Raw genomic sequence first — 26044 nt, forward strand, 5'->3', positions numbered from 1 at the left:
GTCAGGGCGCGGGCGTGCCGCCCGTCAGGATCGTGGCCATCCGGTCCGCGTCGATGTTGCCGCCGCAGTTGATGACTGCCACGGTCCGACCGGCCATCGCCTCTCGCTCCTGCATGAGGGCGGCGAGCGGCGCGGCTCCCGCGCCCTCGGTCGCGTTGTGCGTGGCGGTCCAGTAGAGGCGGATCGCTTCGGCCACCTCGTCGTCGGACACGGCGACGATGCGGGCAGCCCCCCGGCCGTAGATCTCCAGCGCCTCGCGCACCGGAGTCCGCACGGCGATGCCATCGGCGAAGGTCCGCGCCGTGTCGGTCGATATTGCCTGCCCCGCCGCGACCGACATTCGCGCGCCCTGGGCGGCCTCGCTGACGACCCCCACGATTTCCGCGCCATGTCGCAGGGCGTCGCGCGCGGCGATGCAACCGCAGATGCCCGAGCCGCAGCCGATGGGCACGTAGAGTACCTCGATCTCGGGATGCGCCGACAGAAGCTCCCACCCATAGGTCGCAACGCCGCGCACAAGCTCCCGGTGGAAGGGCGGCACGACGGTCAGCCCCTCCTCGCCAGCCGCGCGGATCGCCGCCTCCCGCGCGGTCTCGAAGTCGGTGCCGTGGATGCGCAGTTCGGCGCCCCAGGCCTTCATCGCGGCGTTCTTCTCGGGCGAATTGCTCTCGGGCACATAGACCACCGCGCGCAATCCTGCCGCCGTGGCCGCCCGTGCCTGCGACTGGCCGTGGTTGCCGCGGGTCGCGGTGACGATGCCTGTCACGTCGGGGCGCGTCCGCGTCAGCCAGTCGATGAAGGTGATCCCGCCGCGCACCTTGAAGGCGCCGGTCGGGTTGTGGTTCTCGTGCTTCACGATGACCTGTGCCCCCGTCGCCCGGTCGAGCAGGGGCCAGCGCATCTGGGCCGAGGGAGGCATGTTCCGGTGCACAAGCCGCGCGGCCGCCTCGATCTCCCTCAGGTCGAACATGGGAACCTCCTTGGCAATCAGATCGCGAACAGGGTGATGGCGGGAAAGGCCAGCAGGATCGCCACCCGTACCACGTCAGAGGCGAGGAAATACACCACCGCCCGCCAGGTCCGGACGATGGGCGTGCCCGGGTCCATGGCGTTCACGACGAACAGGTTCATCCCCACGGGCGGGGTGATCAACCCCACCTCGACCACGATCAGGGTGAGGATGCCGAACCAGATCGCCGCCTCCTCCGGTGTCAGCCCGAAGTCGAGAGCCATCACCACCGGAAAGAAGATCGGCACGGTCAGCAGGATCATCGACAGCGAATCCATCACGCAGCCCAGAGCAAGATAGAACAGCAGGATCGCCACCATCACCGTCATCGGCGCGAACCCCTGCGCGGCGATCCAGAGCGCCATTTCCTGCGGCACCTGCGTCAGCGCGAGGAAGCCGTTGTAGAACCCCGCACCCAGCACGATGAAGAAGATCATCGCGGTGGACATGGCCGTGCCCATGAAGGCCTCTGCCAGCGTCCGCCCCGTCAGCCCGCCGCGTGCCCAGGCGATGAGACCGGTGCCCGCCGCGCCTACCGCCGCGCCCTCGGTCGGGGTGAAGACGCCTCCGTAGATGCCGCCGACCACCGCCACGAAGACCGCGAGCACTGGCCAGACCGCCAGCAGGCGATGGATGCGCCGTCTCATGGGGATCGCGTCGCGCAGGCCCCCCGGCACCGGGTTCCTCGCCGCATGCACGCGGATGGCTACGGCGTAGCCCACGGCCGCCAGAAGGCCCGGCACGATGGCCGCGGCGAACAGCTTGGCGATGTTCTGCTCGGTCAGCACCGCGTAGATCACCAGCACGACGGACGGCGGGATCAGGATGCCGAGCGTCCCCCCGGCGGCCAGCGTCGCCGTGGCGAAGCCGCCGTCGTATCCGTGGCGTCGCAACTCGGGCAGGGCGACGCGCCCCATGGTCGCCGCCGTGGCCAGCGACGAGCCGCAGATCGCCCCGAACCCCGCGCAGGCGCCGATGGCCGCCATCGCGACCCCGCCCCTGCGATGGCCGAGGAACCCTTCGGCGGCATGGAAGAGCGCCCGGCTCATCCCGCCCAGGGTGGCGAAATGACCCATCAGCAGGAACATGGGCACGATCGACAGGAGATAGCTGGAAAAGGTCGAATAGGTCTCGTGCTTCAGACGCGACAGCGCGACGGTGTTATCGCCGGTCACGACATAGAGCCCGCCCAGGGCGACCGCCAGCATGGCCAGCCCGATGGGCATCCGCAGGAAGATCAGCGCCAGCAGCACCGGGAACGACCACAGGCCTGTGGCAAGATCGTTCAAGACGCGGACCCCTCGGGCGGCAGGATCACAGATCCGGTCGCCGCCTCGATCAGCCGCGCGACCGCGACATGGACGGCGACGGCCGCCGAAGCGATCGCCCCCGTCAGCGCGGCGGCATAGGCCCACCAGATCGGGAACTGGATCAGGAAGGTCGTCTCGCCATAGCGCATCTTGTCCTGCGTCCCCTGCCAGAGCTGCCAGCCGATCAGGATCAGCACCGCCGCGAACAGCACGGCCCAGAGCGCCGCGAGCCCCCGCCGCGCCCGCGGACCCAGCCGCGCGGTCAGCGCGTCGACGCTGGCATGGCCCCCCCGGAGTTGCGTGATGGGCAGGAAGGCAAAGACGGCGAAGGCCATCCCCGCCTCGACCAGCTCCAGATCGCCGTGAATCGGACCCAGCCCCGTGGCGAGCAACGCCTCGGACAGAGCGCTCCCGGCCAGGGGCGGCGATTGCAGTACCCCGTTCAGGAACCGTCCCGTGATGGAAAGGCAGGTCAGGAGGATCATCGCGGTCAGGACGGCGCCGCCGAGGAAGGCCATCAGGCGGGCCAGGGCCGCGATCCAGCGTGAGATCATGGCAGCCGTTCCTTCCGCGCGTGGCGCCTCAGCCGCCGTAGCCGTCCATCAGGCCGCGTGCCCGGTCGATCAGGGCCTGCCCGTCGATGCCCGCGGCCTCCATCTCGGCCACCCAGGCCTCGTGCACGGGCTGCGCCGCGTCCCGCCAGACCTGCGCCTCCGGTCCCGACAGGGTGACGACGGTATTGCCCGCGTCGACCGCCGCCTGCCGCGCAGGCGCGTCGGCGGCGGCCTGTGTCCGGCCAGCGAAGACCGAGAATTCAAGCCCCGAATTGGCGTCGATCACTGCCTTCAGATCATCGGGCAGCCCTTCGTAACGCGCCTTGTTCATCGCCAGAACGAAGGTCAGGGTATAGAGCATCGGCCCCTCGAACTCGGTGTGATGCTCCACCAATTCCGGCACCTTGAGCGACCCCGTCACCTCCCACGGCAGGGTCGCGGCGTCGATGACACCGCGCGACAGGGCTTCGGGCACGGCGGGCACGGGCATGCCCACGGGCACGGCACCCAGCGTCTCGAGCATCCGGTTCACCGTCCGCGACGGGCCGCGGACCTTGACGCCGCGCAGGTCGCCCGGCACGCGGACTTCCCGGTCGGCGTGGATCAGGCCCTGACCGTGGACCCAGGTGCCGAGCAGATGGACGTCCGTGAACTCCTCCTGCATGTCGCTCTCGAACATCTGCCAGAACGCCGCGGATGCGGCCTCCGCATCGCTCACCATGAAGGGCAATTCGAAGACCTCGGTTCGGGGAAAGCGGCCGGGAGTGTAGCCCACGACCGTCCAGATGACGTCCGCCACACCGTCGATGGCCTGGTCCATCAGCTGCGGCGGCGTCCCGCCCAGTTGCATCGACGGATAGCGGTCCACCTTGATGCGGCCGTCGCTGTCCCGCTCCACGTTGTCGGCCCAGACGTCCAGGATCTGCGCGGGCACGTTGGCCTCGGCGGGCAGGAACTGGTGCAGCTTCAGCACCACTTCCTGCGCCAGGGCGGGCAGGGGCAGGACGGCCAGCGCAGCGGCGAGGCCAAGAAGCGTTCTGCGGTCGGTCATCGTCTCAGGTCTCCCCCGGGTGGCGCGCCCGCGACATCACCACGGATGGTCGCCCGTGCCAACGCCAAATCCCTTCAGCGCCGCCCCTCGCGCAGCCACGCCAGCGTCGCCAGCCCCGCCGCCAGCAGCAGGAACAGCCACGCCGGTACCAGCGACAGGACGCGCACGTCCGCCGTCAGATAGGCGCCGCGCGGGGTCCAGCCGATCCAGCCGCGCCCGGCGGCCCGCCGCCCCTCGCGCACGGAGCGCAGGTCTGGGGCGCCGTCCTCGACCGCGATGGCGCCACCCCGGCGTGCGTCGATGGCATCCGCCAGAACGACGTCGGTGGCGATGGTCTCGACGAATTCGCGCGGGGCGGCGGGGCCAAGGCCGATCACCGCCGTCCGGTCCCCCTCGACAAGACGATAGAGGCCCTGTTCGCCCCCTTCGATCCGTCCGACGAAGCGGCCCGGCGCCTCCTCGGTCAACGCAAGCTCCGTCTCGGTTCCGTCGGGCGCCGTGACCGTCACCGCGCCCGGCGTCTCGCCCAGGGTCCGCCGCGTCACAGTGATCTCCTGGCCCAGCGCACTCGCCGTCAGGGCTTCCTCCTCCAGCTCCGGCTCGGCCATGAGCCAATGCGCCAGCCGCCGCAGCAACTCCGCCTGCGGGCCGCCGCCCTCATAGCCGCGATCCCACAGCCAGACGTGGTCCGACCCGAGCAGCGCCACGCGTCCCGCCTTGACGCGGTCCAGCACCAGAAGCGGCTCGCCCTCGGTGCCGTCCATCACCACCTGCGCGTCGGGATTGGCAAGCACCTGCACCTGTCGGAACCACCGGCCCCAAGGTGCGCCGTCCTCGCCGTATCCCTGCGGCAGACCTTCCGTCACCGGGTGCTTCTCGCCCGTTTCGGAAACCGTAGGCAGGAACGGCCGGTCGAGCAGGATGGCCGTCGGCGCCGCGGGCAGGATCGGCGCCAGGGGCGAGCGATAGAGGCTGTCGGCCGAGGCATAGTCCGGCCCCGCCGAGATCAGAAGCGCGCCGCCCTGTTCGACGTAGTTGCGGACGTTGTCGAAATAGATCGACGGCAGGATGCCGCGCCGCTTGTAGCGGTCGAAGATGATGAGGTCGAATTCCTCGATCTTCTCGCTGAATAATTCACGCGTGGGAAAGGCGATCAGCGACAGCTCGTTCACCGGCACGTTGTCCTGCTTGCCCGGTGGCCGCAGGATGGTGAAATGCACGAGGTCCACGGCGGAATCTGCCTTGAGCAGGTTGCGCCAGGTCCGCTGCCCCGGATGCGGCTCGCCCGACACCAGCAGCACGCGCAGCCGGTCGCGCACGCCGTTGATCTGCACCACGGCGGCATTGTTGCGGTCGGTCAGCTCGCCGTCCGCCTCGGGCACGGTGAACTCGATCACGTTGAGCCCGCCGTGCGGCAGGGCGATGGGAAGCTCCAGATCCTGCCCCACGGGGATGCGGAAGGCACGGGGCTGGCCGCCGTCGACGGAGACCACGATGTCGGCCTCCGCGCCCATCTCGGGCGGCACATCGCCCTGATCCTCGATCCGCAGGGTGATCGTGAACTCCTCGTCGAGAATGGCGAAGCTCGGCGCGTTCGACACGATCAGCCGCCGGTCCCAGTCGTCGGAGCGGCCGGTCCGCAGAAGGTGCAGCGGTGCGGGCAGGTCGGGGGCCAGCCCCGCGTCGTGCACCCGTCCGTCCGAGATCACGACCGCCCCGGCGACCCGGTCGCGCGGCACCTGCGCCAGAACCTCGTTCAGCGCGCCCATGACCAGCGTGCCCTCGTCGCCCGACGCGTCCGCCACCCGCGTCACCCGCACGTCGAGCCCGTCCGCGTCAGCCTCGGCCAGCAGGTCGGCCAGCGCGGCCTCGGTCTGGCCGGCGCGGTCCGACAGGCGCTGGCTCGCGCTCTCGTCCACTGCGACGAGCAGGATGTCCGACAGCGGCTCGCGCTCCTCGGTCTGCAGGCTCGGGTCGAGAAGCGCCACGGTCAGCACGCCCGCGGCCAGCGCCCGCAGCCACCACCCCGGCAGGCCGCGCCATGCCGCAAGCAGGCAGAAGGCCAGCGCCACGCCCGCCAGCACCGCGATCACGGGCCAGGGCAGCATCGGGTCGAACAGGATCTGCCGCGTCATCTCAATTCCCCAGCCGGTCGAGAAGGGCGGGCACATGCACCTGGTCGGATTTGTAGTTCCCCGACAGCACATGCATCACCAGGTTCACGCCGAACCGATAGGCGATCTCGCGCTGCTGCTCGCCCGCATAGCCGCGTCCCACGGGCAGAAGCGCGCGGCCCCGGTCGTCCACGGCCCAGGCGGCGGCCCAGTCGTTCGCGCCGATCACCACCGGCGTCACGCCGTCGTTGAGGTTGCGAAAGGGCATCCCCTCGACCTGTTCCACGTCGGGGGACGCCTCGACCCAGACCTCGGGCGAGTTGTAACGGCCGGGATAGTCCTGCAGCAGGTAGAACGTGCGCGTCATCACGTGGTCCGGCGGCATCGGCTCCAGCGGCGGCACGTCGAGCGGCGCGGCCAGATCGCGCAGCCGGACGGAGGCGGGCGAGGACGACCCGAACCCGCCCAGGTCGGCGTCGCGGGTGTCGAAGACGATCATCCCGCCGCCGCGCAGGTAGCGGTTCAGGCGCGCATAGGCCTCGGCCGACGGAAGCGGCTGCGCCTCGGTCACGGGCCAGTAGAGCAGGGGGTAGAACGCAAGCTCGTCGGTCTCGAGGTTCACGCCGCGCGGGGCGTCGGGTTCCACCGAGGTGCGCTGCGCCAGCACGGTCGACAGGCCGCGCAGCCCCGCCGCCGACACCTCGTCGATGCGGGCGTCGCCGGTCTCGACATAGGCCAGCGTCACCTCGCCCGGCACGGCGGGGTTGTCCTCCTGCGCCCGCGCGCCCTGCGGCAGGCCCGCCGCCAGCACCACCAGAAGCGCCGCCGACATCCCGCGTCGCAGCCGCCCGCCCAGCCAGAGAGAGGCCAGCACGTCGAGCGTCAGAAGGCCCATGGCCAGTGCCAGAAGCCATGGCATCAACGGCGTCTCGGCCGCGCGGTCCAGCCCCTCGACCGCCGTGCCCGCCGGCCAGACGGCGGGCCCCAGAACCGCCTCCGCGTCCAGCACGTTCAACGCAAGGCTCGCCCCCGGCCCCTCGTAGACGCCCGGCGGCAGGGCCGGCGACGGCACCGGATCCACGAGATCCTCGCCCGCGACGCCCGCCATGCCGCCCGCATCGCGCGCGGTACCGAAGCCGTCGAGAACCGTGCGCGGCACCCAGGTCGTGCCCTCAAGATCCTCCGGCGACAGGGCGGGGGGGCGGGTGGACACGGCCAGCCGCTCCAGCATCTGGACGAAGAGGCCCGACAGCGGCAGCGTCGACCATTCGGCGTTGGCGGTGACGTGGAACAGCACCACCTGCCCCTCGCCCAGCACCTTGCGCGTGACCAGCGGCGTGCCGTCGGCGAGCGCGGCGATGGTGCGGTCGGCCAGCGTCGGGTCGGGCTGCGCGACGATCTGGCTGCTGACCGTGACTTCCTCCGGCGTCTGAAGCCCGGCAAAGGGCGAGGCCTCATCGAAGGGGCGCAGCGACTTCGGCTCGCCCCAGGACAGCGCGCCGCCCACGGTACGGCCGCCCGATCGCAGGCGCACGGGCATCAGCGGGTCCTCTACGTCCCGGCTCAGGTCCGAGGCGGCGAGGCGCGGGCCGGCGAAGCGCAGGAGCAGCCCGCCGTCCTCGACCCATTCCGTGACCTGCGCGCTCTCGGTCGGCGACAGGCGGGCCACGTCGGCCATGACCAGCACGTCCGGATCCGCGGGCAGGAGGGTCTGCAGGTCGCCCTCGATCAGGTCGGCGGTCGGGTCGAGCGCGTTCCGCAGGTAATAGAGCGGCGACAGCAGGTCCTGCGCCTCGTCCTCCGCCCGCGTCAGCAGCGCCACCTCCCGCCGCGCGAGGCTGTCGTCGGTCAGCGTCACGGCCCCGGCCGACCGCTCGCCCGCGATCTCGAACCGGGCGACGCGGTTGCGAAGCTCGGGCGGCAGCGATAGCTCGACCTCGGCCTCGGCCGCGCCCGCCTCGAAGGCGGCGGTTGCCACGCCCAGTTGCGTCAGCGCTCCGTTCGGCCCCGGTCCGATGGCGCGGATATCGACGCTCCGCGCCGTGCCGTCACCCATCCGCACCGCCTCCAGCGCGATCATCCCGTCCTCGTAGCGCGCGGGCCGCAGGCCGACCACGAAGCGCCCGCTTTCGATCACGCGGGCGGGCAGGGCATCGCGCCCCTCCCGTGCCAGACCGTCGGAGACCCAGACGACCTCCGCCCCATCGGTGTCGAGATCGGCCAGCCTTGCGTAGTCCGGCGCCCAGGCGCGCGGCTCGACCGAGGGCAGACGCTCGACCCAGGCGGCGGCGGATTGCCAGGGGATCTCCTCGGGCAGCGGCTCGGTCAGGGGCAGCACGGCGGCCAGACGCCCGGCCCGCGCGGCGTCGCGCAGCATCTCGTCGACCTTCGCCACCCGCGCCGGCCAATCGCGGGCCGAGGCCCAGCTCGCGTCCATCAGCACCAGAAGCGGCCCGCCGCCCGTGCCCGCCGCGCGCGGGTTCAGGATCGGCCCGGCGAAGCCCACGATTACGGCCGCCAGCGCCAGCATCCGCAGGGCCAGCAGCCACCAAGGCGTCGTCGCCGTCTGGCTTTCGTCGTCGCGCAACCCCAGCAGCAGGACGATGCCCGGAAACCGCCGGCGCACCGCCGCAGGCGGCACGGCGCGCAGCAGCCACCAGAGCACCGGCAGGAGGATCAACCCGATCAGCAGAAGGGGCGCGGTGAAGGCGATGCCGGTCATCGGTGACGTTCCAGCGCCGTATAGAGCGACAGAAGCGCCGCCTCGGGCGAGGCATCGGTGTGGTGCAGATGGAACCGCCAGCCCGTCCGCGAACACAGGTCGCGCAGCGCGGCCCGGCGGGCGGCAAGGCGGAAGAGGTAGTCGTCGCGAAGCTGCCCCGCCTTCAGCGTCTCGAAACGCAGCGTGCCGGACATGCTCTCGAACAGGGTGCGGCCGTCGTAGGGAAAGGCCTCCTCCTCGGGGTCGAGGATCTGCACCAGAACGCCCCGCACGCCCCGGTCGGCGGCGGCGGTAAGTGCGTCGGCCACGGGCTCCGGCGGCCCGAGGAAATCCGACAGGAAGACGGCGCGCGCGCCCATGGGCATCACGCGGGGCCGGGGTGCGCCGTAGTCCGGCCTATCGCCCCCTTCCATCAGCGCGTTGGCCAGCCGGATCAACTGCGCCCGCCCGCCGCGCGGCGGCTCGGGCAGGGTGGCGAGGCCCGTCCGCTCGCCCGCCTTCACGGCCAGCACCGCCAGCGCCAAGGCCAGCGTCTGCGCCCGGCGCAGCTTGGACGGCCGCTTGCCCGAGGCAAAGGACATCGATGCGGCGTCGTCCACCCACAGCATCAGCGACTGCGCCGCCTGCCACTCCGTCTCGCGCACGAAATGGGCATCGCCCCGCGCCGATTGCCGCCAGTCGATCGACCGGCGCGGATCGCCCGCCTGCGCGGCACGGAACTGCCAGAAGGCATCGCCCGGTCCGGCCCGCTTGCGCCCGTGTTCGCCCAGAAGGACGGTCGCCGCCAGCCGGTCCGCCGACATGAGCAGGCCAGGCAGGGCGGCCGCAGCCGCCTCCGACCGGGCGCGCAGGGTGGCGGGCGTATGGAGGATGTCGTTCAAGCCGCGCGACCGAGGCGCATCGTCCGGTCCGTCACTTCGTCGATCACCTCGTCCAGCAGCACGCCTTCGGCGCGGGCGGCAAAAGACAGGGCCATGCGGTGGCCCAGAACCGGCCGGGCCAGCCGCGACACGTCGGTCGGGTCGGGGGCGAGCCGCCCCTCCAGCAGGGCCTGCGCCCGCACCAGCAACATCAGCGCCTGCGCCGCGCGCGGACCGGGGCCCCAGGCGACGTGGCGGCGCACGGTGTCGGGCGCGTCTTCGCCGTCGGGTCGGCAGGCACGCACGAGGTCGAGGATCATCTCGACCACGGAATCGCCCACGGGCATCCGGCGCACCACCGCCTGCGCCGCGATAAGGCCCGCCGCGTCGAAAACCGCCGGCGCCTGTGCCTCCGCGCCGCCTGTCGTGGCCAGCACGATGGCCCGCTCGGTGTCGCGGTCGGGATAATCCACGTCGATCTTGACGAGGAACCGGTCGAGCTGCGCCTCGGGCAGGGGATAGGTGCCCTCCTGCTCGATGGGATTCTGCGTGGCGAGAACGTGGAACGGCGCGGGCAGGCGCCGTGTCTGGCCAGCCACCGTCACCTCCCGCTCCTGCATGGCCTGGAGCAGGGCCGACTGCGTGCGGGGGCTGGCGCGGTTGATCTCGTCGGCCATCAGAAGCTGCGCGAAGATCGGCCCCTCGATATAGCGGAAGGCCCGGCTGCCGTCGGCCGCCGTCTCCAGCACCTCGGACCCCAGGATGTCCGACGGCATCAGGTCGGGCGTGAACTGGATGCGATTGCCCGAAAGGCCCATCACGGTGGCCAGCGTCTCGACCAGCCGCGTCTTGCCCAGACCCGGTAATCCCATCAGGAGCGCGTGGCCGCCCGAGAGCATCGCCGCCAGCGACAGGCCGACCACCGCGTCCTGCCCGATGATGCGGGTGGCGATGGCGCCGCGCGCCTCGGTCAGGCGGGCGCCCAGGGCCTCGATCTCGTTCAAAAGCTCATCGGCCATTGCAATGCTCCCGCGGGGGTTATCTGTTGGGTACATCTATCGGTGACGGAGGCAGGGGCAAAGGGCAATGGCCGAACAAGATGACGTGAACCCCTCGGCGGCATCCCTCCTCGACGCGGCCCGCGCGTCCAAGGGGCCGCCGCCGGTGGACAAATGGGATCCGCCCTATTGCGGCGAGATCGACATCGTGATCCGCCGCGACGGGACCTGGATCCATGAAGGCACGCCCATCGGGAGACCCGGTCTGGTGCGGCTCTTTTCCTCGATCCTGAAGAAGGAGGGAGAACGCCATTTCCTCGTCACCCCGGTCGAGAAGGTCGGCATCAAGGTCGAGGATGCGCCCTTCGTCGCCGTCGATTTCGACGCGGGGGACGGCGTGATCACCTTCCGCACCAATGTCGGCGACACGGTGCCTGCCGGTCCCGACCATCCGATCCGGGTCGAACTGGCCGCCAACGGCGAACCCTCCCCCTATGTCGAGGTAAGGCGCGGCCTGCAGGCCCTGATCGACCGGAAGTCTTTCTACCGGCTGGTGGAACTGGGAGAGGAACGCGACGGCGTCTTCGGCGTGGCCTCGGGCGGCGCGTTCTTTCCCATCATCGCGGCCGACGCGCTGCGCTGACGGGCGCGTTCAGGCCGCCCGCGTGCCTTGCGCGGGATAGTCCTTCTCGATGATGAACCCCATCTTCGACGCCAGCAACTTCAGGTCCGGCCGAACGAAGGGGCCGCTCGCCATCTCGGCCAGATAGAGCGTTCCGTCGGGCTTCACGAGGAACAATCCCGGCTCGGAGAAGACCTCCGGCGCGTCGTCGCCCTGCCCCTCCGACAGGAACAGACCCCAGGCGCGTGCCTGATCCTCGGTCATGTCATGCGCCATCGGCATCGGATCGAGTCCCCAGTCGCCATGGGCCGCCTTCGCGCGGTCGGCGTCGTCCATCGACACGGTCACGACCTCGACCCCCTTCGCCAGGAAATCGTCATAGAGGTCGCGCAGGTCGGTCAGGTACTCCTTGCAGATCGGGCAATGCAATCCGCGGTAGGCCACGATCATCGTGAAGGCCTCGGGCGATTGTTCGGCCAGCGACCACTTCGCCCCGATGATGAGGTCCAGGTCGAGCGCGGGCGCGGGCCGGCCGGGCAGGGGCATGGATACGGTCTCGGTCACGGGCGTCTCCTGATGTTGGGTTCGCGTCCCAACCGCGGGGCGGGATGCCCGGTTCCATGGCCTAGAGCCTGCGCCACTCCCCCGGCGCCAATCCATCCAGCCCCCAGTCACCCACCCGTGCGCGGATCAGTCGCAGCACCGGCAGGCCGACGTGGGCGCACATCCGACGCACCTGCCGGTTGCGCCCTTCGGTGATCGTGATCTCCAGCCAGGCGTCGGGCACGGACTTCCGCAGGCGCACCGGCGGGTCGCGGGGCCAGAGCCACTCGGGCGCCGGCACCGCCCGGACCCGCGCCGGCGCGGTCGGCCCGTCCCGCAGGGTCACGCCCCCGCGCAGCGCGTCGAGCGCCTCCACGTCCGGCTCCCCCTCGACCAGGGCGAGGTAGGTCTTGGGCATGGCCTTTCGCGGGTCGGTGATGCGGGCCTGCACCCGCCCGTCGTCGGTCAGGATCAGCAGCCCTTCGCTGTCGCGGTCGAGCCGCCCGGCGGCATAGACGTCTGGCACGTCGATCCACCGCTTCAGGCCGGGCCATTTCCCCTCGTCGGTGAACTGGCTCAGCACGTTCATGGGCTTGTTGAAGGCGATCAGCATGGGGGACGATAGGCAGCGGTCAGAGGGTCGGGAAGGGGCGCCGGAGAAGGTCCCAGAAGGCTTCGACCTGCGCGCCCGGTCGATCGGACTTCTGGCGGATCCGGCGAAGCTCCCGCCGGCCGACGGGATGGGAGGGGACGAAGAACTCCACACCCTCGGGTTGGCTCCGCACGGCGTCGAAGGGCAGGATGCTGGCGCCCAGGCCACGGCGAACGAAGGACAGGATGGCGGTGGTGTTGCGTGCCTCCAGCGTGCTGGCGGCGAGCAGGGCATGGACGTCGGGGTCGTCGATCAGATGGCAGAGCGGATTGGCGATCAGCCGTTCCAGGGCCAGCAGGCCCCAGCCGGATCGTCCGCCCTCGGCCAGATGGGCAGCGTGGACAGGCCCGCCTTCGGCGCAGACGATCCCGAGGTCGTCGCAGCGGATCAGCTCCCCCTCCGACGGATCATCGGGCCGGGCGGAGATAATGCCTATGTCGGCCTCGTCGCGCTGCACGCGGCGGCGCACGGCGACGCTGTCGACGTCGCTGATCTCGATGCGGACATCGGAATGGGCGGTCTGGAACGCCTCGATCACCGCCGGCAACAGGGACACGGTCGCCGAGGGCACCGCGGCGATGCGGACGATGCCCGCAGTGGAGATGGCATGGCGACGGATCGCCTCGGCGCTGCGATCGAAGATGTCGGTGGCGCGGCGGCTCTCCTCCAGCACCAGCTGGCCCAAGGGGGTCAGGCGGCTTTTGCGATCGGTCTCGAAGAGGGGGGCGCCTATTTCGTCCTCGATCTGGGCGAGCGTCATCGAGATGGCCGAAGGGGTCCGTCCCAACAGGCGCGCGCCTGCGGCCAAGGTGCCCTGTTCGGCCACGACGCGAAAGACACGGAGCATTTCAAGCTTGATCGCCATTCAGGATAACTGAAGGTTGTTTCAGAACTTGCAGAATGACTGAAGTGACACACGCCGTCTAGGGTGTCTCTCACACACAGGAGACCGCCATGACCGAGCGCACCGGAATTTTCATCGACGGCGAATGGAGCGACGGCGTGTCGACTGTCGAGAACCGCAACCCGTCCGATACTTCGGAGCTGATCGGGCATTACGCGCAGGCGGATGCGTCGCATCTCGATGCGGCACTGGAAGCGGCGCGGCGGGCGCAGCCCGAATGGTGGGCAGCCGGCATCCAGAAGCGGCACGACGTTCTCATGTCCATCGGGACCGAACTGATGGCGCGGGCCGAGGAGATCGGCCGCCTGCTGTCGCGTGAGGAAGGCAAGCCTCTGGCCGAGGGTCGGGGCGAGGTCTATCGTGCAGGGCAGTTCTTCACCTATTTCGCCGCCGAGACGCTGCGCCAGCATGGCGATCTGGCCGAAAGCGTCCGCCCGGGCATCGAGATCGACGTCCGGCGCGAGCCGGTGGGCGTGGTCGCCATCATCAGCCCCTGGAACTTTCCCGTGGCCACCCCGGCCTGGAAGATCGCTCCGGCGCTGGCTTTCGGCAACGCGGTGGTCTGGAAGCCCGCGAACCTGACGCCGGCGAGCGCCGTCGCCCTGACCGAGATCATCGCGCGCCAGGACATCCCGGCGGGTGTCTTCAACCTGGTGTCCGGCCCCGGCCGCGACGTGGGCCAGCGGCTTGTCGAAAGCCCGGCGGTCGATGCGATCAGCTTCACCGGCTCGGTCCCGGTTGGACGCGCCATCGCATCGGCGGCGGTGGGCAACATGACGCGCGTGCAGATGGAGATGGGGTCGAAGAACCCGCTCATCGTCATGGACGACGCGGACCTCGACCTGGCGGTGGCGCATGCCGCCAATTCGGCCTTTGGCGGCACCGGACAGAAATGCACCGCCGCAAGCCGACTGATCGTGCACACGTCGATCCATGACGCTTTCGTGGACCGGCTGGTCGCGACGGCACGGGCGCTGAAGGTCGGGCATGCGCAGGAGGAGGACACCCAGATCGGCCCGGTGGTGAGCGAGGAGCAGCTGTCGCAGAACCTCGACTACATCGAACTGGGCCGGTCGGAGGGCGCGGAGCTTTTGTGCGGCGGCGAGCGGCTGGAGCGCGCGACCAAAGGTTATTTCATGGCCCCGGCGGTCTTCGCGGGCACCCGAAACGACATGCGGATCAACCGAGAGGAGATGTTCGCCCCCGTCACCTGCGTGCAGAAGGCCGAAAGCTACGACGAGGCACTGGCCCTGGCCAACGACACCGAGTTCGGGCTGACGGCGGGGATCATGACCCGGTCGCTGGCCCGCGCCAGCCATTTCCGCGCCAACATGCGGGCCGGATGCGTGATGGTGAACCTGCCCACCGCCGGCACCGACTATCACGTTCCCTTCGGCGGCCGCGGCGCGTCGAGCTATGGCCCGCGCGAGCAGGGCACCTATGCGGCGGAATTCTATACCACGGTCAAGACGGCCTATGTCGCGGCGGGAGCGCCGGAATGAGCGTCCTGATCGACGGGCTGCAGTATGCCAACTGGTCCGAAGGGATCTTCCGGCAGATGCGCGCGGGAGGCGTCGATGCCGTCCACGTCACGATCGCCTATCACGAGACCTTCCGCGAGACGGTGCTGAACATCGAACGCTGGAACCGCTGGTTCGAGGCTCATCCCGACCTCATCTTCCAGGGCCGGACCGGCGCCGATGTGACCCTTGCGCATGAGACGGGCCGCACGGCGATCTTCTTCGGCTCCCAGAACCCCTCGTGTATCGAGGACGACATCGGGCTGGTCGAGGTGCTTCATACGCTCGGCCTGCGGTTCATGCAGCTCAGCTACAACAACCAGTCGCTGCTGGCCTCGGGCTGCTACGAGAACGACGACACCGGACTGACGCGCATGGGTCGTGCCGTGGTGGCCGAGATGAACCGCGTGGGGCTCGTGGTGGACATGAGCCATTCGGGCGAGCGGTCCACGCGTGAGGCGATCGACCAGTCGACCCGACCCATCGCCATCACCCACGCCAACCCGGCAAGCTGGCACCCCGCCCTGCGCAACAAGTCCGACGACCTGCTGCGGGCCCTGGGCGAGGGCGGCGGGATGCTGGGGCTGTCGGCCTATCCGCACCACCTGCTGAGCGGCAGCGCCTGCACGCTGCAATCCTGGTGCGACATGGCCGCGCGCGCCGTCGATCTGGTCGGGCCGGAGGGCGTGGGCATCGGCACCGACCTTTGCCAGGACCAGCCCGACAGCATCGTCGACTGGATGCGGACGGGCCGCTGGACCAAGACCGTGGACTACGGCGAGGGGAGCGCGGAGGCGCCCGGATTCCCGCCGATGCCCGACTGGTTCCACGACAACCGCGATCTGGCCGGCATCCGCGGCGGGCTGCTGGCCGCCGGCCTCGACCGCGCGACGGTCGATGGCGTGATGGGCGGCAACTGGCACGCCTTTTTCAATCGGAGCTTCGGCGCGCAGAGCGCGTCGCCGGGGATGCAAAGCCGCGCCGCCGAATAGGACGCGGAACCATCACGTTCAGGGAGGGAACCAGATGAGCGATACCGACACGGAGACGGACATCCAGTCCGGTCGCATCGACAAGCCGCTGTTCGCGGTCGCGGTCGGGTTCATCCTGCTGTTCTGCGCCTATGCGCTGTTCGACATCGACGGCCTGTCCGCGCTGGTGGACGCGGGCTTCGCGTTCTCGGCACGGTACTTCGGCCTTTACTGGCAGGTGCTTCTGCTGGCGACGTTCCTGATCGGCCTCGTGGTCTGCGTCCTGCCGGGGGCGGGGACGATAATGGGAGGCCTCGCGCGGCCGGAGTTCAGGCTGTTCAGCTGGGGGTCGATGATCATGTGCACCCTTTTGGCGGGGGGCGGCGTGTTCTGGGCGGCGGGCGAGCCCATAGCGCATTTCCTGTCGGCGCCGCCGATCTTTGCGGACGTCGGCGACGACCCGCAGGCCCGCGCGAGTGCTGCGCTGGCGCAGAGCTTCCTGCATTGGGGGTTCCTCGCCTGGGCGATCCTGGGGTCGCTGACGACGGTGATGCTGATGCATTACCATTACGACAAGGGCTTGCCGCTTGCGCCGCGCACGCTGCTCTATCCGGTCTTCGGGGACCGGGCCATCCACGGACCCATCGGGTTGATCGCGGATGCGTCCTGCGTGATCGCGGTCGTGGCGGGGACCGTGGGGCCGATCGGGTTCCTCGGATTGCAGATGTCCTATGGCCTGAACGCGCTGACGGGGGTGCCCGACACCTTCACCACGCAGGCCATCGCCGTGCTGGCGCTCGTCGGGGTCTATACCGTCTCGGCCATCACGGGGCTGACCCGGGGCATCCAGCTTCTGTCGCGGATCAACGTGATCCTGGCCTTGGCACTTCTGGCCTTCATGCTGGTTGCGGGGCCTACGACGGGGATCTTCTCGGGCTTCTTCGGGGGGATGAAAGTGTATCTTGGCAACTTCTTCCAGATGGCGCTTCACCGGGGCGAGGCGGGGGTCTTCGGTGATCCGGGCTGGCTCGGCTGGTGGACGGTGTTCTTCTGGGGCTGGTTCATGGGGTACGGGCCGCTCATGGCGATCTTCATCGCCCGCGTGAGCCGCGGCCGGTCGATCCGCCAGATCATCGTGATGCTCTCCATCGTGGCCCCCATCGTCACCAACTTCTGGTTCACGATCATCGGCGGGTCCGGCATCTTCTTCGAGATCGCCCAGCCCGGCGTGATCTCGGGCCCGTTCGAGGGGTTCAACCTGCCCGCGGGCCTGCTGGCCATCACCCAGGCGATGCCGCTGGGGCTGATGCTGTCGGTGCTGTTCCTCGTCCTGACTATGTTCTTCGTCGCCACGACCAGCGATTCGATGAGCTACGTCATCTCGGCCGCCATGTCCGAGGGAGAGCCCACGGCCGGCCTTCGGGCGTTCTGGGGCCTTGTCATGGGGGTGATGGCGCTGATCCTGATCTCGACGGGCGCGGGGGGCATCGGCAAGCTGCAGAGCTTCATCGTGGTGACCGCCGTGCCCGTGTCGCTGATCCTGCTCCCGTCGCTGTGGGATGCCGTCCGCATCACGCTGATGCTGGGTCGCGCAGGCAGGACAGTCCACGCCTGACAGGGCGCGTGGCGGACGCAAGGGCCGCCACGGCCGTCGATCCGTCACCTTGGGGAGGAAACGTGATGTCCAGAACCGATCTTCATCCGATGCCCGACGTCGCCGCCTTCCGCCGGCCCGCGTCGGAGGTCATGCGTCTGGCGCGCATGGGGTGCAGCCATCCGACCCGTCTGTCGTTCCTGCGGACCCTGCTGCGACGGATGCGGACCGAAGGGTGGCGCATCGACCGGCCCGTATGGGAGGTGGACGACCGGGGCGTGGGCCATGCCGTCTACCGCGTGCGGGGCGGGGCGCATGCCTATAGCCTCGTCGCCTTCGCGCATGACCTTCCCGATGAGATGCGGTCGGATCGGGTGATCGCCACCGCATGGGACGCGACCTTTACCCTGTTCGACGGCGAGCCTTCGCCCGCCGACATCGAGCGTCTGCGCGCCAACGTGCCCTTGCAGGAAGCGGGCCGGGTCACCACGCGGGAGCTGACGCTGGCGCGCGCGAACCGGTCGGTGCGCCTGGTCCGCCACGTGATCGAGGCGCTGTCCGAAGGCCGCCAGCCCGACCTGAAGGAAATCGCGGCCGTTGGCTATCTGATGCGGACGACCGCGGTCTACGGGTCGGGCAAGTTCGGCGCCGCCGACCGCGCCGACATCGCCGATCGCCCCGAACTCGCCGCGCCCTTCCAGGTCGAGATGCTGACTGTCTGGCTGATCCGGGCCTTCACCGTGGACATCGTGGAGCACATGGCCGCCGTGCGCGGCGGCGTGGGGGCGGTGCGTCTCGACCCCGCGATCAGGCGGACGCTGGGCGTGGGCAATTCGACGGGGCTCGGCATGGCGCCCTTCGTGGTCCGCCACCCCATCCTTCTCAACAACTGGATGATGGCGCGGGAGGAGGCGTTGGCGCGCGTCCGCCACCAGCCCTCTGCGACGCCCGAAGCCGTGACCGAACTGCGCCGCGTGCTGGACCTGGCCATCCGGAACGCCGCCGCCTGGACATCCGAACATCCGGTTCAGGTGGCCAAGCTGGGTGACCTTCGGCGCGACCTGGACCTCGTGTCGGATCAGTTGACGCGATGGAACACCGGGCAATCGCGCCCCTGGGACGCATTGTGGCGATGGGGCGCGGGCACGCTGAGTTGCGAGGGGCAGGAGGCGCTTCTGTCGCTGATGCTGGAGCCGCACGGCGACCTGGTGGACGATCTGGCCACGACCATGGGCGCGGACGAGGCGGCGGCCTTCCGTCTGGACGGCGCGATGCGCGTGGGCGACCTGCGCGCGGTGCTGGCGGATCGCTATGGGTGGGCGCTGGCCATCGACTTCACCGCGCCCGAGAACGTGGCGCGGTTCTGGTACGTCTCGGAGGAGAAGCTGGAGCCCAGGCTGGGCGAGCGCGCAATAGAGGAAGGCGCCGCTCGGGAGCAGCCGCTCTGCATTGCGCGCCTGGCGAGTGAGTTGGAGGGGACGCTGCGCGACTACCCGGACGATGCGCCGGTCGCCACCGTCCTGCTGGCGCACCCGGAGCATCGGTTCATGGTGCGGCGGGCACAAGTCGCGCGCTTCCACCCCTACGCCGAGGTCCGCGACAACCTGATCGCGGCCGACATGCTGCCCATCGACCTGCTGCGCAGCAAGCTCGCGTTCTTCGGCGCCACCCGGTTCGACCCAAGGTCCGACCGCTGGGTCCGGATCAACCTGTTCCAGGGAGCGCCCTATCCCGACGAGATCGGATCGGAGGGGCCGCGATGACCGTCGAACCGTTGGACCAGACGCGCGGCGATTCGACGCCCTTCCTCAATGGCGCCCGGACCGCTGCGCTGTCGCGCAACGAAGTGGCCGCGCTCTGCATGAAGGCCGCACGCGGCGCGGGCATGTCCTGGGGGCTGGCGGAGGAGGCGGGGTTTGCCGCAGCCTGGCTCGTCCAGCATGGGTTCGACGGGCCGCGGTATCTGCACGCCTATCTGGCGGAGGCGCAGGGCCGCGCCTGGTCCGATCTCTGCCCCACGGTCGCGCCGGGCGAATGGCGCGCGCCGGAGGGTCGGACGCTCTGCCCGGTGTCGCTGGGCGCCACGCTCTGCGATCATGCGACTTTGGCCGAGGGATTGGCTGAAGGCTGCCCGTTGAGGATCGGCCCGGTGGATCACCCGGTGCTTCTGGTGCCGTTCCTTGCGACGATCGCCGGGGCCGCGGACATCCGGATCGAGCTGGAATGGGCCGATGGGTCGGTCTGCATCGGCGGTGATCCGGGCGATCTGGCCGGGGCCATGGACGGGCTGGCCGGATCAGCCGCGCTGTCGCTGACTGCGCGGCCCGGCCCCGCGCGCGCGCCGGCGGCTGCCGCATCGCCCCCGATCGATGCCGACACCATCGCCGCGCTGAACGCATTGGCCATGCGGACGACCGTTCCGCCGTCGGAGGCGTCCCGCGCGGGCGCCGGATCGACGGCAAGCGACAACGACTGACCCCGAAAGGAAATGACCATGACCCTTCACCGTCTGAACCCCGGCCCGCGCATGAGCCAGGCCGTCTGCATCGGCGATATCGCCTTTCTCGCCGGGCAGGTGCCCGACGACCTGACTGCCGATATCGGCGAGCAGACCCGTCAGGTCCTGACCAAGATCGACGCCGTGGTCGAGACGCTGGGCGCCGCCAAGGGGGACATCGCCTCGGTCCAGGTCTGGCTGAGCGACATGGCCGATTTCCAGGGGATGAACGCGGTCTGGGACGACTGGGTCGACGGCGAGGCGCCGCCCGCCCGCGCCACCGGCGGCTTGGCCCTCGCCCGCCCCGGCATGAAGGTCGAGATGATCGCCGTCGTGGCGCTTGGCCGCACGAAGTAGGGGACGGTCCGGCGGGGCAGTGGCGCGACGGGTTATCCGCGCGCCGCTGTCTTGCGGAACCGTCGTTCAGGTGATGCCCTGCGCCACCTCGGCGGGCGGGATTGACCTGCGCACTTCGAAAAAGGGCCGAAAAGAACGCCGGGGCGCATTCGGAATGCAGCTGGCACGTCAGCGGCCGGTCGCCGTTGCGCGAAATGGCGTATCTGCGGAAGTCCGACGGGACGATCACCTCCGCACCATTGGGCAGAACGGCGATCTGGCCTTGGTGCCAGGCCATCTACGCAATCCCGCCGCCCTCCACCTTGTATCGGACCGGACCCACGGACCAGCGGCCGGCAAACTTCTGGACTGTGCTGCCGGGCGCTTGCGTGAGGATCTGATGGCCGAAGCACACGCGGACGATCTACGCCCTCTCCCCGTAGGCCGCGCCCAGGAACTGCTGGAAGGGCGGGAGCCAGACGTGACCTTCGAAGGCCCCGAACCGCGACCCGGTGATGAGCCAACCATCTGCGGCCGTCACGTTATCGGATGAAGGGCGTTCTTCGGGAACTAGATGGCCGGTTCTTCGCGGACGCCTTCGTGCACGAACCCTGTCACAAAAAGGGTCGGGATGGCGAAAGAGACGACGGCCGTGATCGGGCCCGGACTTCGGGGCGCGGGATGTCGTCCACGAACGACAGCACGTTTTCACTGGTCGGAGCGTTGGCCGCACCGCCACGCGCCCGAACGATTTCGCCGTTGGCGGGGGCGTTGATGTACGGCGAGGAATGCAGGCACCGCAGGTGAGGCCGCACCGCTTCCGGAGACACCCGCGCTTGCGGTAGATCCTTCGTCCACTCGGAATGGGTCGAGCCCGATTCAGTCGAGGAGGGGGGCATGATCTTGATCGAGGGGACGGCGACGTGGTGTCACGTCGATCCGCTCGGCAGATGGGCTTTCGGAACCTCGTTGCTGTCGAAGACATCGTAGTCGGTCTTCATGCAGGTTTCCGCCTCGACGTTCGTGATCGTGTCTTTGGCAACATGGTCGGACCTGCTGTCGATATCGAGGTCACCCTCGGCCATGGAGTTCCGCGAAGGGGCCGATGGCCGCCGCGCCAAGGCACTCGTTCTTCGGCTACACGCCCAGACGATCCCGCAGTCCGTACCACCACGATCCGATAACGGAGTAAGGCACGCGCAGGGCCCGGCCTCCGGGGAACGGATACCAGGGCAACGACGCGAAGACGTCGAAACGGGACAGGTCGCCCGTGATCGCTTCCGACAGGATCCGGCCGAAGGTATGCGATCCGGTGACGCCGTGACCGCTGTAGCCATGGGCAAAATAGGTGTTCGCGCCGATGCGGCCCATCTGCGGCACCCGGCTGAACGACAGGGCGAAATTGCCGCTCCAGGCATATTCGACCTTGACGTGCGCCAGTTGCGGAAAGACCGCGGCGAGGTTCCGGCGCAGCTTGGCCTCGATGTCGCGGGGATCGGCCCCGCCATAGACCGTGCCGCCGCCGAACAGCAGCCGCTTGTCCGCCGAAAGCCGGTAGTAGTCGAGGATGTAGCGGATATCCTCGATGCAGTCGTCACCGGGGATGAGTGACGCTGCAAGGTCCGGATCGAGCGGTTCGGTCGCCATGACCTGCGTGGAGACGGGCATGACCCGCGCCGCCAGCTTCGGGACCACCTCCCCCAGATAGGCATTGCCGCAGAGGACGAGCGTCCTGCACGTCACCTTCCCCTGCGCGGTCGTGACCGTTGGCGACGGGGCTTCCGTATCCACCTTGGTCACCGGCGACATCTCGTAGATCGTGCCGCCGAGGCTCTCGAACGCCGCCGCTTCGCCCAGAGCGAGGTTCAGCGGATGCATGTGCCCGCCCGTGCGGTCGATCAACCCGCCGGCATAGAGATCGGAGCGGACATGGTCGCGCAACTGCTCGCGGTCCAGCATCTCTTGGTTGTCGATGCCGTAGCTGGCCCAGAGGGCGCGACGCTCCTCCAGTTCGCGCATATGCGCGCCGGTGAGGCCGACGAAGATGTTGTTGTCCTTGAGGTCGCAGGCGATCCCGTAGGTCGCGACCCGTTCGCGGATGATCTCGCCGCCTTCCTGAACCATTCCGGCGACGAAGTGCGCCGTGTCCTGTCCATAGCGTTTCCGGATCGTCTGCAGGCTGGCGTTCAGGCCGTTGACGATCTGCCCGCCATTGCGCCCCGACGCCCCCCAGCCCACGCGCGCCCCTTCGACGATGACGACGCTGTGGCCTTTCTCAGCCAGATGCAGCGCCGTGGACAAGCCGCTGTATCCTGCGCCGACGACGCAGATATCGGCCTCTATCTCGCCTTTGAGGCTGGGTCGGTCGGGGGCAGGGTTGGCCGAGGCGGCATAATAGCTGTTCGTGTGCCGCCCGTCGCCCGCATAGGACATCTCGCTCCGCGCATTCATCAGACGGTCTCCAGATAGCTGTGATATTCGTACTGGGTGACCTGCCGGTCGAGGCACATCGGTTCCGGGCGCTTGCAATGATGACAGATCCTTCCCGCATCGCCAGTCTCGAAGACGAAGGCGCTGGCCTCGATATCCTCGCTCCGGATGTCTGTCACGGCGCGGGACACGGGCGTCCGCATCGCACCCGCCAGGACCCTTTCGGGATTATTCAGGTCCAGCGGCTTTCCGGGCAGCAGGCCGTTCCGGTCGCAGGTGCAAGCCAGGACATTCGAGATACCCGCCTCTAGCGAAAGCCAGCCAAGGCTATCCATGTCCCTCATCGGAATGTATCGCTCATGTGATATTATTTTGTGACGTATGATCACAATTTGCCTAGTGTCAACGGCGGCCTTTGGCCTGTGACCCGTGAAGACATCAACGGGAGGCTCGGAACGCACATGGATGAGCAGGCAGAGATGCCCGATATCGCAGTCCGATCGCCTTCGACGGAGCAGGAGGCGGTCTTTCGCAGGCTACGGTCCGCCATCATGACCGGGAACCTCGCGCCGGAGACGACACTGACCATTCGGGGGTTGGCGGACCTGATGGCGTGCAGTCCGACGCCCGTCCGGGAAGCCGTCCGCAGGCTGAGCACCGAGAGCGCGATCGAAGTGCTGGGAAACCGGCGGATGAGGGTCCCGGCGATGACCTTGGCCAAGTTCGAGGAGATCTTCAGCCTGCGCGTGACGATCGAGAGCCATGCGGCGGTTCGCGTGCTGCCCTACGTCTCGGACGTGATCATCGAGGGGCTCGAACGCATCGATACGCGGATGGACGAGGCGCTCGTCACGGACGACCAACTAGGGCTTACAGTCCTCAACCACGACTTCCATCGCGCTGTCTACATGACCAATCCACATCAGGCGGCAATGCCCATGATCGAGAGCATCTGGCTGCAACTCGGTCCGTTCCAGCGCCAGATCCTGCAGAGCGGACTGGAGTTCTACGTCATCGACCGTCACAAGGAGATCCTGCGCGCCCTGCGGGATCGCGACCCCGGCGCACTCGCTGTCGCTATCGAGGCGGACATCCGGGACGGCATCTATCGCTCCGGCAGGCAATACCTTCTCGATCGCGCGAAGCTGTCGTCGCCTTCGCAGGTTCCCTACGGACCCTGACCCGAAACGAATTGGCCCTGCGTCGCCGCATCGTGATATCTTTATTCAGGATTGTATCAGAAAACGGGGTGGCATGGAGCGGACGTCGGGCGACTGGCAGGATGCCGCGACGGCCATCACATTTTCCGGACAGTCGGTGATCGACGGAAAGTCCGTCGACGGCTTGTCCGGCAAGACCTTCGCATCGAAAAGCCCGATCGATGGCCGTCATCTTCCGGATGTGGCGCTGTGCGATGCCGGGGATGTGGACCGTGCCGTCGCGAGCGGACGGCGCGCGTTCGAGGCAGGCGTCTGGAGCGGGACGACGCCGGCCGACCGCAAGCGCGTGATGCGGTGCCTGGCCGACCTGATCCGCACGCAACGCGATGAGGTGGCGCTGCTCGAGACCCTCGATATGGGCAAGCCCATCGGCGACAGCACGTCGATCGACGTCCGCGCCGTGGCCAATTGCTTCGACTACTACGGCGCGGCGATCGACAAGATCTACGATGAGATCGCGCCGACCGCGCGCAATGCGATCGCCCTCGTCACGCGGGAGCCGCTGGGCGTGGTCGCCGCCGTCGTGCCTTGGAACTTTTCCATGCTGATGGCGACCTGGAAGGTGGCGCCGGCGCTTGCCGCTGGAAATTCCGTCGTCTTGAAGCCGGCCGAGCAATCGTCGCTGACCGCGATCCGCCTGGTGGAACTCGCGCTGGGGGCGGGGGTGCCGCCGGGGGTCTTCAATGTCGTGACCGGCACGGGCCCGGACGTCGGGCGCGCGCCCGGGCTTCACATGGACGTCGACGGGATCTTCTTCACTTGCTCGACTCCAGTGGGCCGCATCTTCATGGAATATTCGGCACGGTCGAACCTCAAGAAGATCGGGCTGGAACTGGGCGGCAAAAGCGCGAACATCATCCTGTCGAGCTATCGCGACACGGCGCACGCGGCGCGTACTTCGGCCCATTCGGCATTCTTCAACCAGGGAGAGATGTGCACCTGCCCCAGCCGCCTGATCGTGGAGCGCACCATCCACCACGAGGTGGTCGAGACCCTGCTCGAGGTCGCGAGGGACTATGCGCCGGGCGACCCGCTCGACCCTTCCACCTCCATGGGCGCGCTCGTCGATCATCGCCACACGAAGCGGGGGATGGACTTCATCCGAACGGCGGAACGCGACGGCGCGACGATCAGGACGGGCGGACGACAGGTCAGGGAGGATACGGGTGGCTGCTATGTCGAGCCGGTGGTCCTGACCGATGTGACGAACGACATGACCATTGCGCGTGAGGAGGTCTTCGGTCCCGTCCTGTCGGTCATCGCCGTCGACGATATGGATAAGGCCGTGCGCGTCGCGAACGACACACCGTTCGGTCTCGCATCCGCCGTCTGGACCGACGATCTGACGACGGCGCACAAGGTCTCCGCGGGGATCCGCGCCGGGCTCGTGTATGTGAACTGTTATGACTGCGACGATCTGACGGTGCCGTTCGGCGGCTTCAAGCAATCGGGCATCGGGCGCGAAAGGTCGCTTCACGCCCTCGACAGATACACCGAATTGAAGACGACCTGGATCGCCCTCGGCTGAGGGGCGGGGCAGCACGTTTCATTGAAAGCACAGAAGACGAAGAACGCCGAAAAGCGTGGGGCGAACATCGCTCGCGGCGTCGGGATGACGACCCCGACCTATGCCACCAAGCCGAGGATGCAGAAATCCAGGATGTGATGAAGAACCACTACATCGGCTTCGCCGCCGGAATCGCGGCAGTCAACATTCGGCACCGTCACCCAAGGTAATCGCGGTCGGGAAGCAGCAGCTGGACCGGTTCACTCACATCTGCTACCAGGTCGCGCCCTGTCACGACTACATGGATCTGGCGGCGCGTCTGAACGACCTGTTGCCTGGCGATTTCGACAAGAAGACGATCGTCGTTGCGGCGGAAGCGGAGGTCGCCGGCGACGCCGTCACGATCGCGCGAGCCGCGACCGGCCGTTCCGCTGTCATCGCGTTCATCCGCGCCTTGCCCGGCCGAACCTTCATGGGCATGGCGCTGCCCGACAAGGTCATGCCCTACAAGAAAAGGTTTGGCGCGATGCCCGGCGACGTCTTTCGCGTGTCGTTCCCAACCTGACGGCGATGGCCAAGGGGTTGGACGGTAGCCTTCCGATCGCGGCCGCACATGCCGTCCTCGATAAC

24 protein-coding genes are annotated in these 26044 nt (G+C 68.7%); 10 read left to right on the top strand and 14 right to left on the bottom strand.

What is annotated here, in order from left to right:
* Window position 1: 1 nt before the first annotated feature.
* The 8 genes from JAN5088_RS00390 to JAN5088_RS00425 all read right to left on the bottom strand — a co-directional run bounded on the left by JAN5088_RS00390 (window position 2) and on the right by JAN5088_RS00425 (window position 10639).
* Complete coding sequence (locus tag JAN5088_RS00390) at window positions 2-970, bottom strand: threonine dehydratase (protein WP_055680826.1); 969 nt, start codon at window positions 968-970, stop codon at window positions 2-4.
* Window positions 971-987: 17 nt separating this feature from the next.
* Window positions 988-2298 (bottom strand): TRAP transporter large permease, encoded by a 1311-nt coding sequence (locus tag JAN5088_RS00395; protein ID WP_055680827.1) that lies wholly within the window; start codon window positions 2296-2298, stop codon window positions 988-990.
* Window positions 2295-2873: a TRAP transporter small permease gene (locus JAN5088_RS00400; RefSeq protein WP_055680828.1), complete on the bottom strand. Its 579-nt coding sequence runs from the start codon at window positions 2871-2873 to the stop codon at window positions 2295-2297. Before JAN5088_RS00400 ends, JAN5088_RS00395 begins: the two co-directional genes overlap by 4 nt.
* A gap of 28 nt (window positions 2874-2901) precedes the next feature.
* Window positions 2902-3924, bottom strand: coding sequence for a TRAP transporter substrate-binding protein (locus JAN5088_RS00405; RefSeq protein WP_055680829.1), 1023 nt, complete (start codon window positions 3922-3924; stop codon window positions 2902-2904).
* A 74-nt stretch (window positions 3925-3998) separates the two neighbouring features.
* A complete protein-coding gene (locus tag JAN5088_RS00410; protein ID WP_055680830.1) occupies window positions 3999-6059 on the bottom strand; it encodes a hypothetical protein in 2061 nt (686 codons plus the stop codon).
* Window position 6060: 1 nt separating this feature from the next.
* On the bottom strand, window positions 6061-8760 hold the full coding sequence (locus JAN5088_RS00415) for a DUF4159 domain-containing protein (protein ID WP_055680831.1): 2700 nt from the start codon (window positions 8758-8760) through the stop codon (window positions 6061-6063).
* The gene (locus JAN5088_RS00420) at window positions 8757-9632 is read right to left on the bottom strand and encodes a DUF58 domain-containing protein (protein WP_055681124.1); all 876 of its coding nucleotides are present in this window, start codon (window positions 9630-9632) and stop codon (window positions 8757-8759) included. The genes JAN5088_RS00415 and JAN5088_RS00420 overlap by 4 nt, the downstream gene beginning before the upstream one ends.
* Before the next feature lie 5 nt (window positions 9633-9637).
* Window positions 9638-10639, bottom strand: a complete 1002-nt coding sequence (locus JAN5088_RS00425; RefSeq protein WP_055680832.1) for an AAA family ATPase — start codon at window positions 10637-10639, stop codon at window positions 9638-9640.
* A gap of 67 nt (window positions 10640-10706) precedes the next feature.
* Between JAN5088_RS00425 and JAN5088_RS00430 the strand changes: the two genes are divergently transcribed.
* Window positions 10707-11261 carry a DUF1285 domain-containing protein gene (locus tag JAN5088_RS00430; protein ID WP_055680833.1) on the top strand — a complete coding sequence of 185 codons (555 nt, stop codon included), beginning with the start codon at window positions 10707-10709 and terminating at the stop codon, window positions 11259-11261.
* A gap of 9 nt (window positions 11262-11270) precedes the next feature.
* On the opposite strand, the gene JAN5088_RS00435 is transcribed toward JAN5088_RS00430, so the two are convergent.
* The 3 genes from JAN5088_RS00435 to JAN5088_RS00445 form a co-directional block, all read right to left on the bottom strand.
* Complete coding sequence (locus JAN5088_RS00435) at window positions 11271-11804, bottom strand: peroxiredoxin-like family protein (RefSeq protein WP_233489677.1); 534 nt, start codon at window positions 11802-11804, stop codon at window positions 11271-11273.
* 61 nt (window positions 11805-11865) lie between these two features.
* Window positions 11866-12396, bottom strand: a complete 531-nt coding sequence (locus tag JAN5088_RS00440) for a pseudouridine synthase (RefSeq protein ID WP_055680834.1) — start codon at window positions 12394-12396, stop codon at window positions 11866-11868.
* 19 nt (window positions 12397-12415) lie between these two features.
* A complete protein-coding gene (locus JAN5088_RS00445; protein ID WP_055680835.1) occupies window positions 12416-13300 on the bottom strand; it encodes a LysR family transcriptional regulator in 885 nt (294 codons plus the stop codon).
* Between the two features lie 89 nt (window positions 13301-13389).
* Here JAN5088_RS00445 and JAN5088_RS00450 point away from each other — a divergent pair, with 89 nt between their 5' ends.
* The 6 genes from JAN5088_RS00450 (at window position 13390) to JAN5088_RS00475 (ending at window position 20278) form a co-directional block, all read left to right on the top strand.
* Window positions 13390-14841: an aldehyde dehydrogenase family protein gene (locus JAN5088_RS00450; RefSeq protein ID WP_055680836.1), complete on the top strand. Its 1452-nt coding sequence runs from the start codon at window positions 13390-13392 to the stop codon at window positions 14839-14841.
* Complete coding sequence (locus tag JAN5088_RS00455; protein ID WP_055680837.1) at window positions 14838-15851, top strand: membrane dipeptidase; 1014 nt, start codon at window positions 14838-14840, stop codon at window positions 15849-15851. The genes JAN5088_RS00450 and JAN5088_RS00455 overlap by 4 nt, the downstream gene beginning before the upstream one ends.
* A 34-nt stretch (window positions 15852-15885) precedes the next feature.
* Window positions 15886-17445, top strand: a complete 1560-nt coding sequence (locus JAN5088_RS00460; protein ID WP_055680838.1) for a BCCT family transporter — start codon at window positions 15886-15888, stop codon at window positions 17443-17445.
* Window positions 17446-17510: 65 nt separating this feature from the next.
* Window positions 17511-19187: a hypothetical protein gene (locus JAN5088_RS00465; protein WP_055680839.1), complete on the top strand. Its 1677-nt coding sequence runs from the start codon at window positions 17511-17513 to the stop codon at window positions 19185-19187.
* On the top strand, window positions 19184-19900 hold the full coding sequence (locus JAN5088_RS00470) for a DUF3726 domain-containing protein (RefSeq protein WP_055680840.1): 717 nt from the start codon (window positions 19184-19186) through the stop codon (window positions 19898-19900). Before JAN5088_RS00465 ends, JAN5088_RS00470 begins: the two co-directional genes overlap by 4 nt.
* An 18-nt stretch (window positions 19901-19918) precedes the next feature.
* A complete protein-coding gene (locus JAN5088_RS00475) occupies window positions 19919-20278 on the top strand; it encodes a RidA family protein (protein ID WP_055681126.1) in 360 nt (119 codons plus the stop codon).
* Window positions 20279-21186: 908 nt separating this feature from the next.
* On the opposite strand, the gene JAN5088_RS18780 is transcribed toward JAN5088_RS00475, so the two are convergent.
* Genes JAN5088_RS18780 through JAN5088_RS00485 form a run of 3 tightly spaced genes read right to left on the bottom strand, consistent with a single transcriptional unit; the run spans window position 21187 to window position 23022 of the window.
* Window positions 21187-21342 carry a hypothetical protein gene (locus tag JAN5088_RS18780; protein ID WP_158448453.1) on the bottom strand — a complete coding sequence of 52 codons (156 nt, stop codon included), beginning with the start codon at window positions 21340-21342 and terminating at the stop codon, window positions 21187-21189.
* 52 nt (window positions 21343-21394) lie between these two features.
* On the bottom strand, window positions 21395-22708 hold the full coding sequence (locus JAN5088_RS00480; protein ID WP_055680841.1) for an NAD(P)/FAD-dependent oxidoreductase: 1314 nt from the start codon (window positions 22706-22708) through the stop codon (window positions 21395-21397).
* Window positions 22708-23022, bottom strand: a complete 315-nt coding sequence (locus JAN5088_RS00485) for a hypothetical protein (protein WP_055680842.1) — start codon at window positions 23020-23022, stop codon at window positions 22708-22710. The genes JAN5088_RS00480 and JAN5088_RS00485 overlap by 1 nt, the downstream gene beginning before the upstream one ends.
* Before the next feature lie 144 nt (window positions 23023-23166).
* Here JAN5088_RS00485 and JAN5088_RS00490 point away from each other — a divergent pair, with 144 nt between their 5' ends.
* From JAN5088_RS00490 to JAN5088_RS19490, 3 genes are all read left to right on the top strand, one after another.
* A complete protein-coding gene (locus tag JAN5088_RS00490; protein WP_233489678.1) occupies window positions 23167-23868 on the top strand; it encodes a GntR family transcriptional regulator in 702 nt (233 codons plus the stop codon).
* 73 nt (window positions 23869-23941) lie between these two features.
* Window positions 23942-25435, top strand: a complete 1494-nt coding sequence (locus JAN5088_RS00495) for an aldehyde dehydrogenase (RefSeq protein ID WP_055680844.1) — start codon at window positions 23942-23944, stop codon at window positions 25433-25435.
* A gap of 100 nt (window positions 25436-25535) precedes the next feature.
* Window positions 25536-25979: an aminotransferase class III-fold pyridoxal phosphate-dependent enzyme gene (locus tag JAN5088_RS19490; protein WP_306455433.1), complete on the top strand. Its 444-nt coding sequence runs from the start codon at window positions 25536-25538 to the stop codon at window positions 25977-25979.
* Window positions 25980-26044: the final 65 nt, after the last annotated feature.

Origin of the sequence: Jannaschia rubra (genome assembly GCF_001403735.1) — a bacterium.
Taxonomy (GTDB): Bacteria; Pseudomonadota; Alphaproteobacteria; order Rhodobacterales; family Rhodobacteraceae; genus Jannaschia; species Jannaschia rubra.

Excerpts from the sequence above, each read along its gene's own strand:
- JAN5088_RS00390 (WP_055680826.1), bottom strand. The coding sequence starts at position 970 with ATGTTCGACCTGAGGGAGATCGAGGCGGCCGCGCGGCTTGTGCACCGG.
- JAN5088_RS00400 (WP_055680828.1), bottom strand. The coding sequence starts at position 2,873 with ATGATCTCACGCTGGATCGCGGCCCTGGCCCGCCTGATGGCCTTCCTC.
- JAN5088_RS00405 (WP_055680829.1), bottom strand. The coding sequence starts at position 3,924 with ATGACCGACCGCAGAACGCTTCTTGGCCTCGCCGCTGCGCTGGCCGTC.
- JAN5088_RS00410 (WP_055680830.1), bottom strand. The coding sequence starts at position 6,059 with ATGACGCGGCAGATCCTGTTCGACCCGATGCTGCCCTGGCCCGTGATC.
- JAN5088_RS00415 (WP_055680831.1), bottom strand. The coding sequence starts at position 8,760 with ATGACCGGCATCGCCTTCACCGCGCCCCTTCTGCTGATCGGGTTGATC.
- JAN5088_RS00425 (WP_055680832.1), bottom strand. The coding sequence starts at position 10,639 with ATGGCCGATGAGCTTTTGAACGAGATCGAGGCCCTGGGCGCCCGCCTG.
- JAN5088_RS00430 (WP_055680833.1), top strand. The coding sequence starts at position 10,707 with ATGGCCGAACAAGATGACGTGAACCCCTCGGCGGCATCCCTCCTCGAC.
- JAN5088_RS00440 (WP_055680834.1), bottom strand. The coding sequence starts at position 12,396 with ATGCTGATCGCCTTCAACAAGCCCATGAACGTGCTGAGCCAGTTCACC.
- JAN5088_RS00445 (WP_055680835.1), bottom strand. The coding sequence starts at position 13,300 with ATGGCGATCAAGCTTGAAATGCTCCGTGTCTTTCGCGTCGTGGCCGAA.
- JAN5088_RS00450 (WP_055680836.1), top strand. The coding sequence starts at position 13,390 with ATGACCGAGCGCACCGGAATTTTCATCGACGGCGAATGGAGCGACGGC.
- JAN5088_RS00455 (WP_055680837.1), top strand. The coding sequence starts at position 14,838 with ATGAGCGTCCTGATCGACGGGCTGCAGTATGCCAACTGGTCCGAAGGG.
- JAN5088_RS00460 (WP_055680838.1), top strand. The coding sequence starts at position 15,886 with ATGAGCGATACCGACACGGAGACGGACATCCAGTCCGGTCGCATCGAC.
- JAN5088_RS00465 (WP_055680839.1), top strand. The coding sequence starts at position 17,511 with ATGTCCAGAACCGATCTTCATCCGATGCCCGACGTCGCCGCCTTCCGC.
- JAN5088_RS00470 (WP_055680840.1), top strand. The coding sequence starts at position 19,184 with ATGACCGTCGAACCGTTGGACCAGACGCGCGGCGATTCGACGCCCTTC.
- JAN5088_RS00475 (WP_055681126.1), top strand. The coding sequence starts at position 19,919 with ATGACCCTTCACCGTCTGAACCCCGGCCCGCGCATGAGCCAGGCCGTC.
- JAN5088_RS18780 (WP_158448453.1), bottom strand. The coding sequence starts at position 21,342 with ATGGCCGAGGGTGACCTCGATATCGACAGCAGGTCCGACCATGTTGCC.
- JAN5088_RS00480 (WP_055680841.1), bottom strand. The coding sequence starts at position 22,708 with ATGAATGCGCGGAGCGAGATGTCCTATGCGGGCGACGGGCGGCACACG.
- JAN5088_RS00485 (WP_055680842.1), bottom strand. The coding sequence starts at position 23,022 with ATGGATAGCCTTGGCTGGCTTTCGCTAGAGGCGGGTATCTCGAATGTC.
- JAN5088_RS00490 (WP_233489678.1), top strand. The coding sequence starts at position 23,167 with ATGCCCGATATCGCAGTCCGATCGCCTTCGACGGAGCAGGAGGCGGTC.
- JAN5088_RS00495 (WP_055680844.1), top strand. The coding sequence starts at position 23,942 with ATGGAGCGGACGTCGGGCGACTGGCAGGATGCCGCGACGGCCATCACA.
- JAN5088_RS19490 (WP_306455433.1), top strand. The coding sequence starts at position 25,536 with ATGCCACCAAGCCGAGGATGCAGAAATCCAGGATGTGATGAAGAACCA.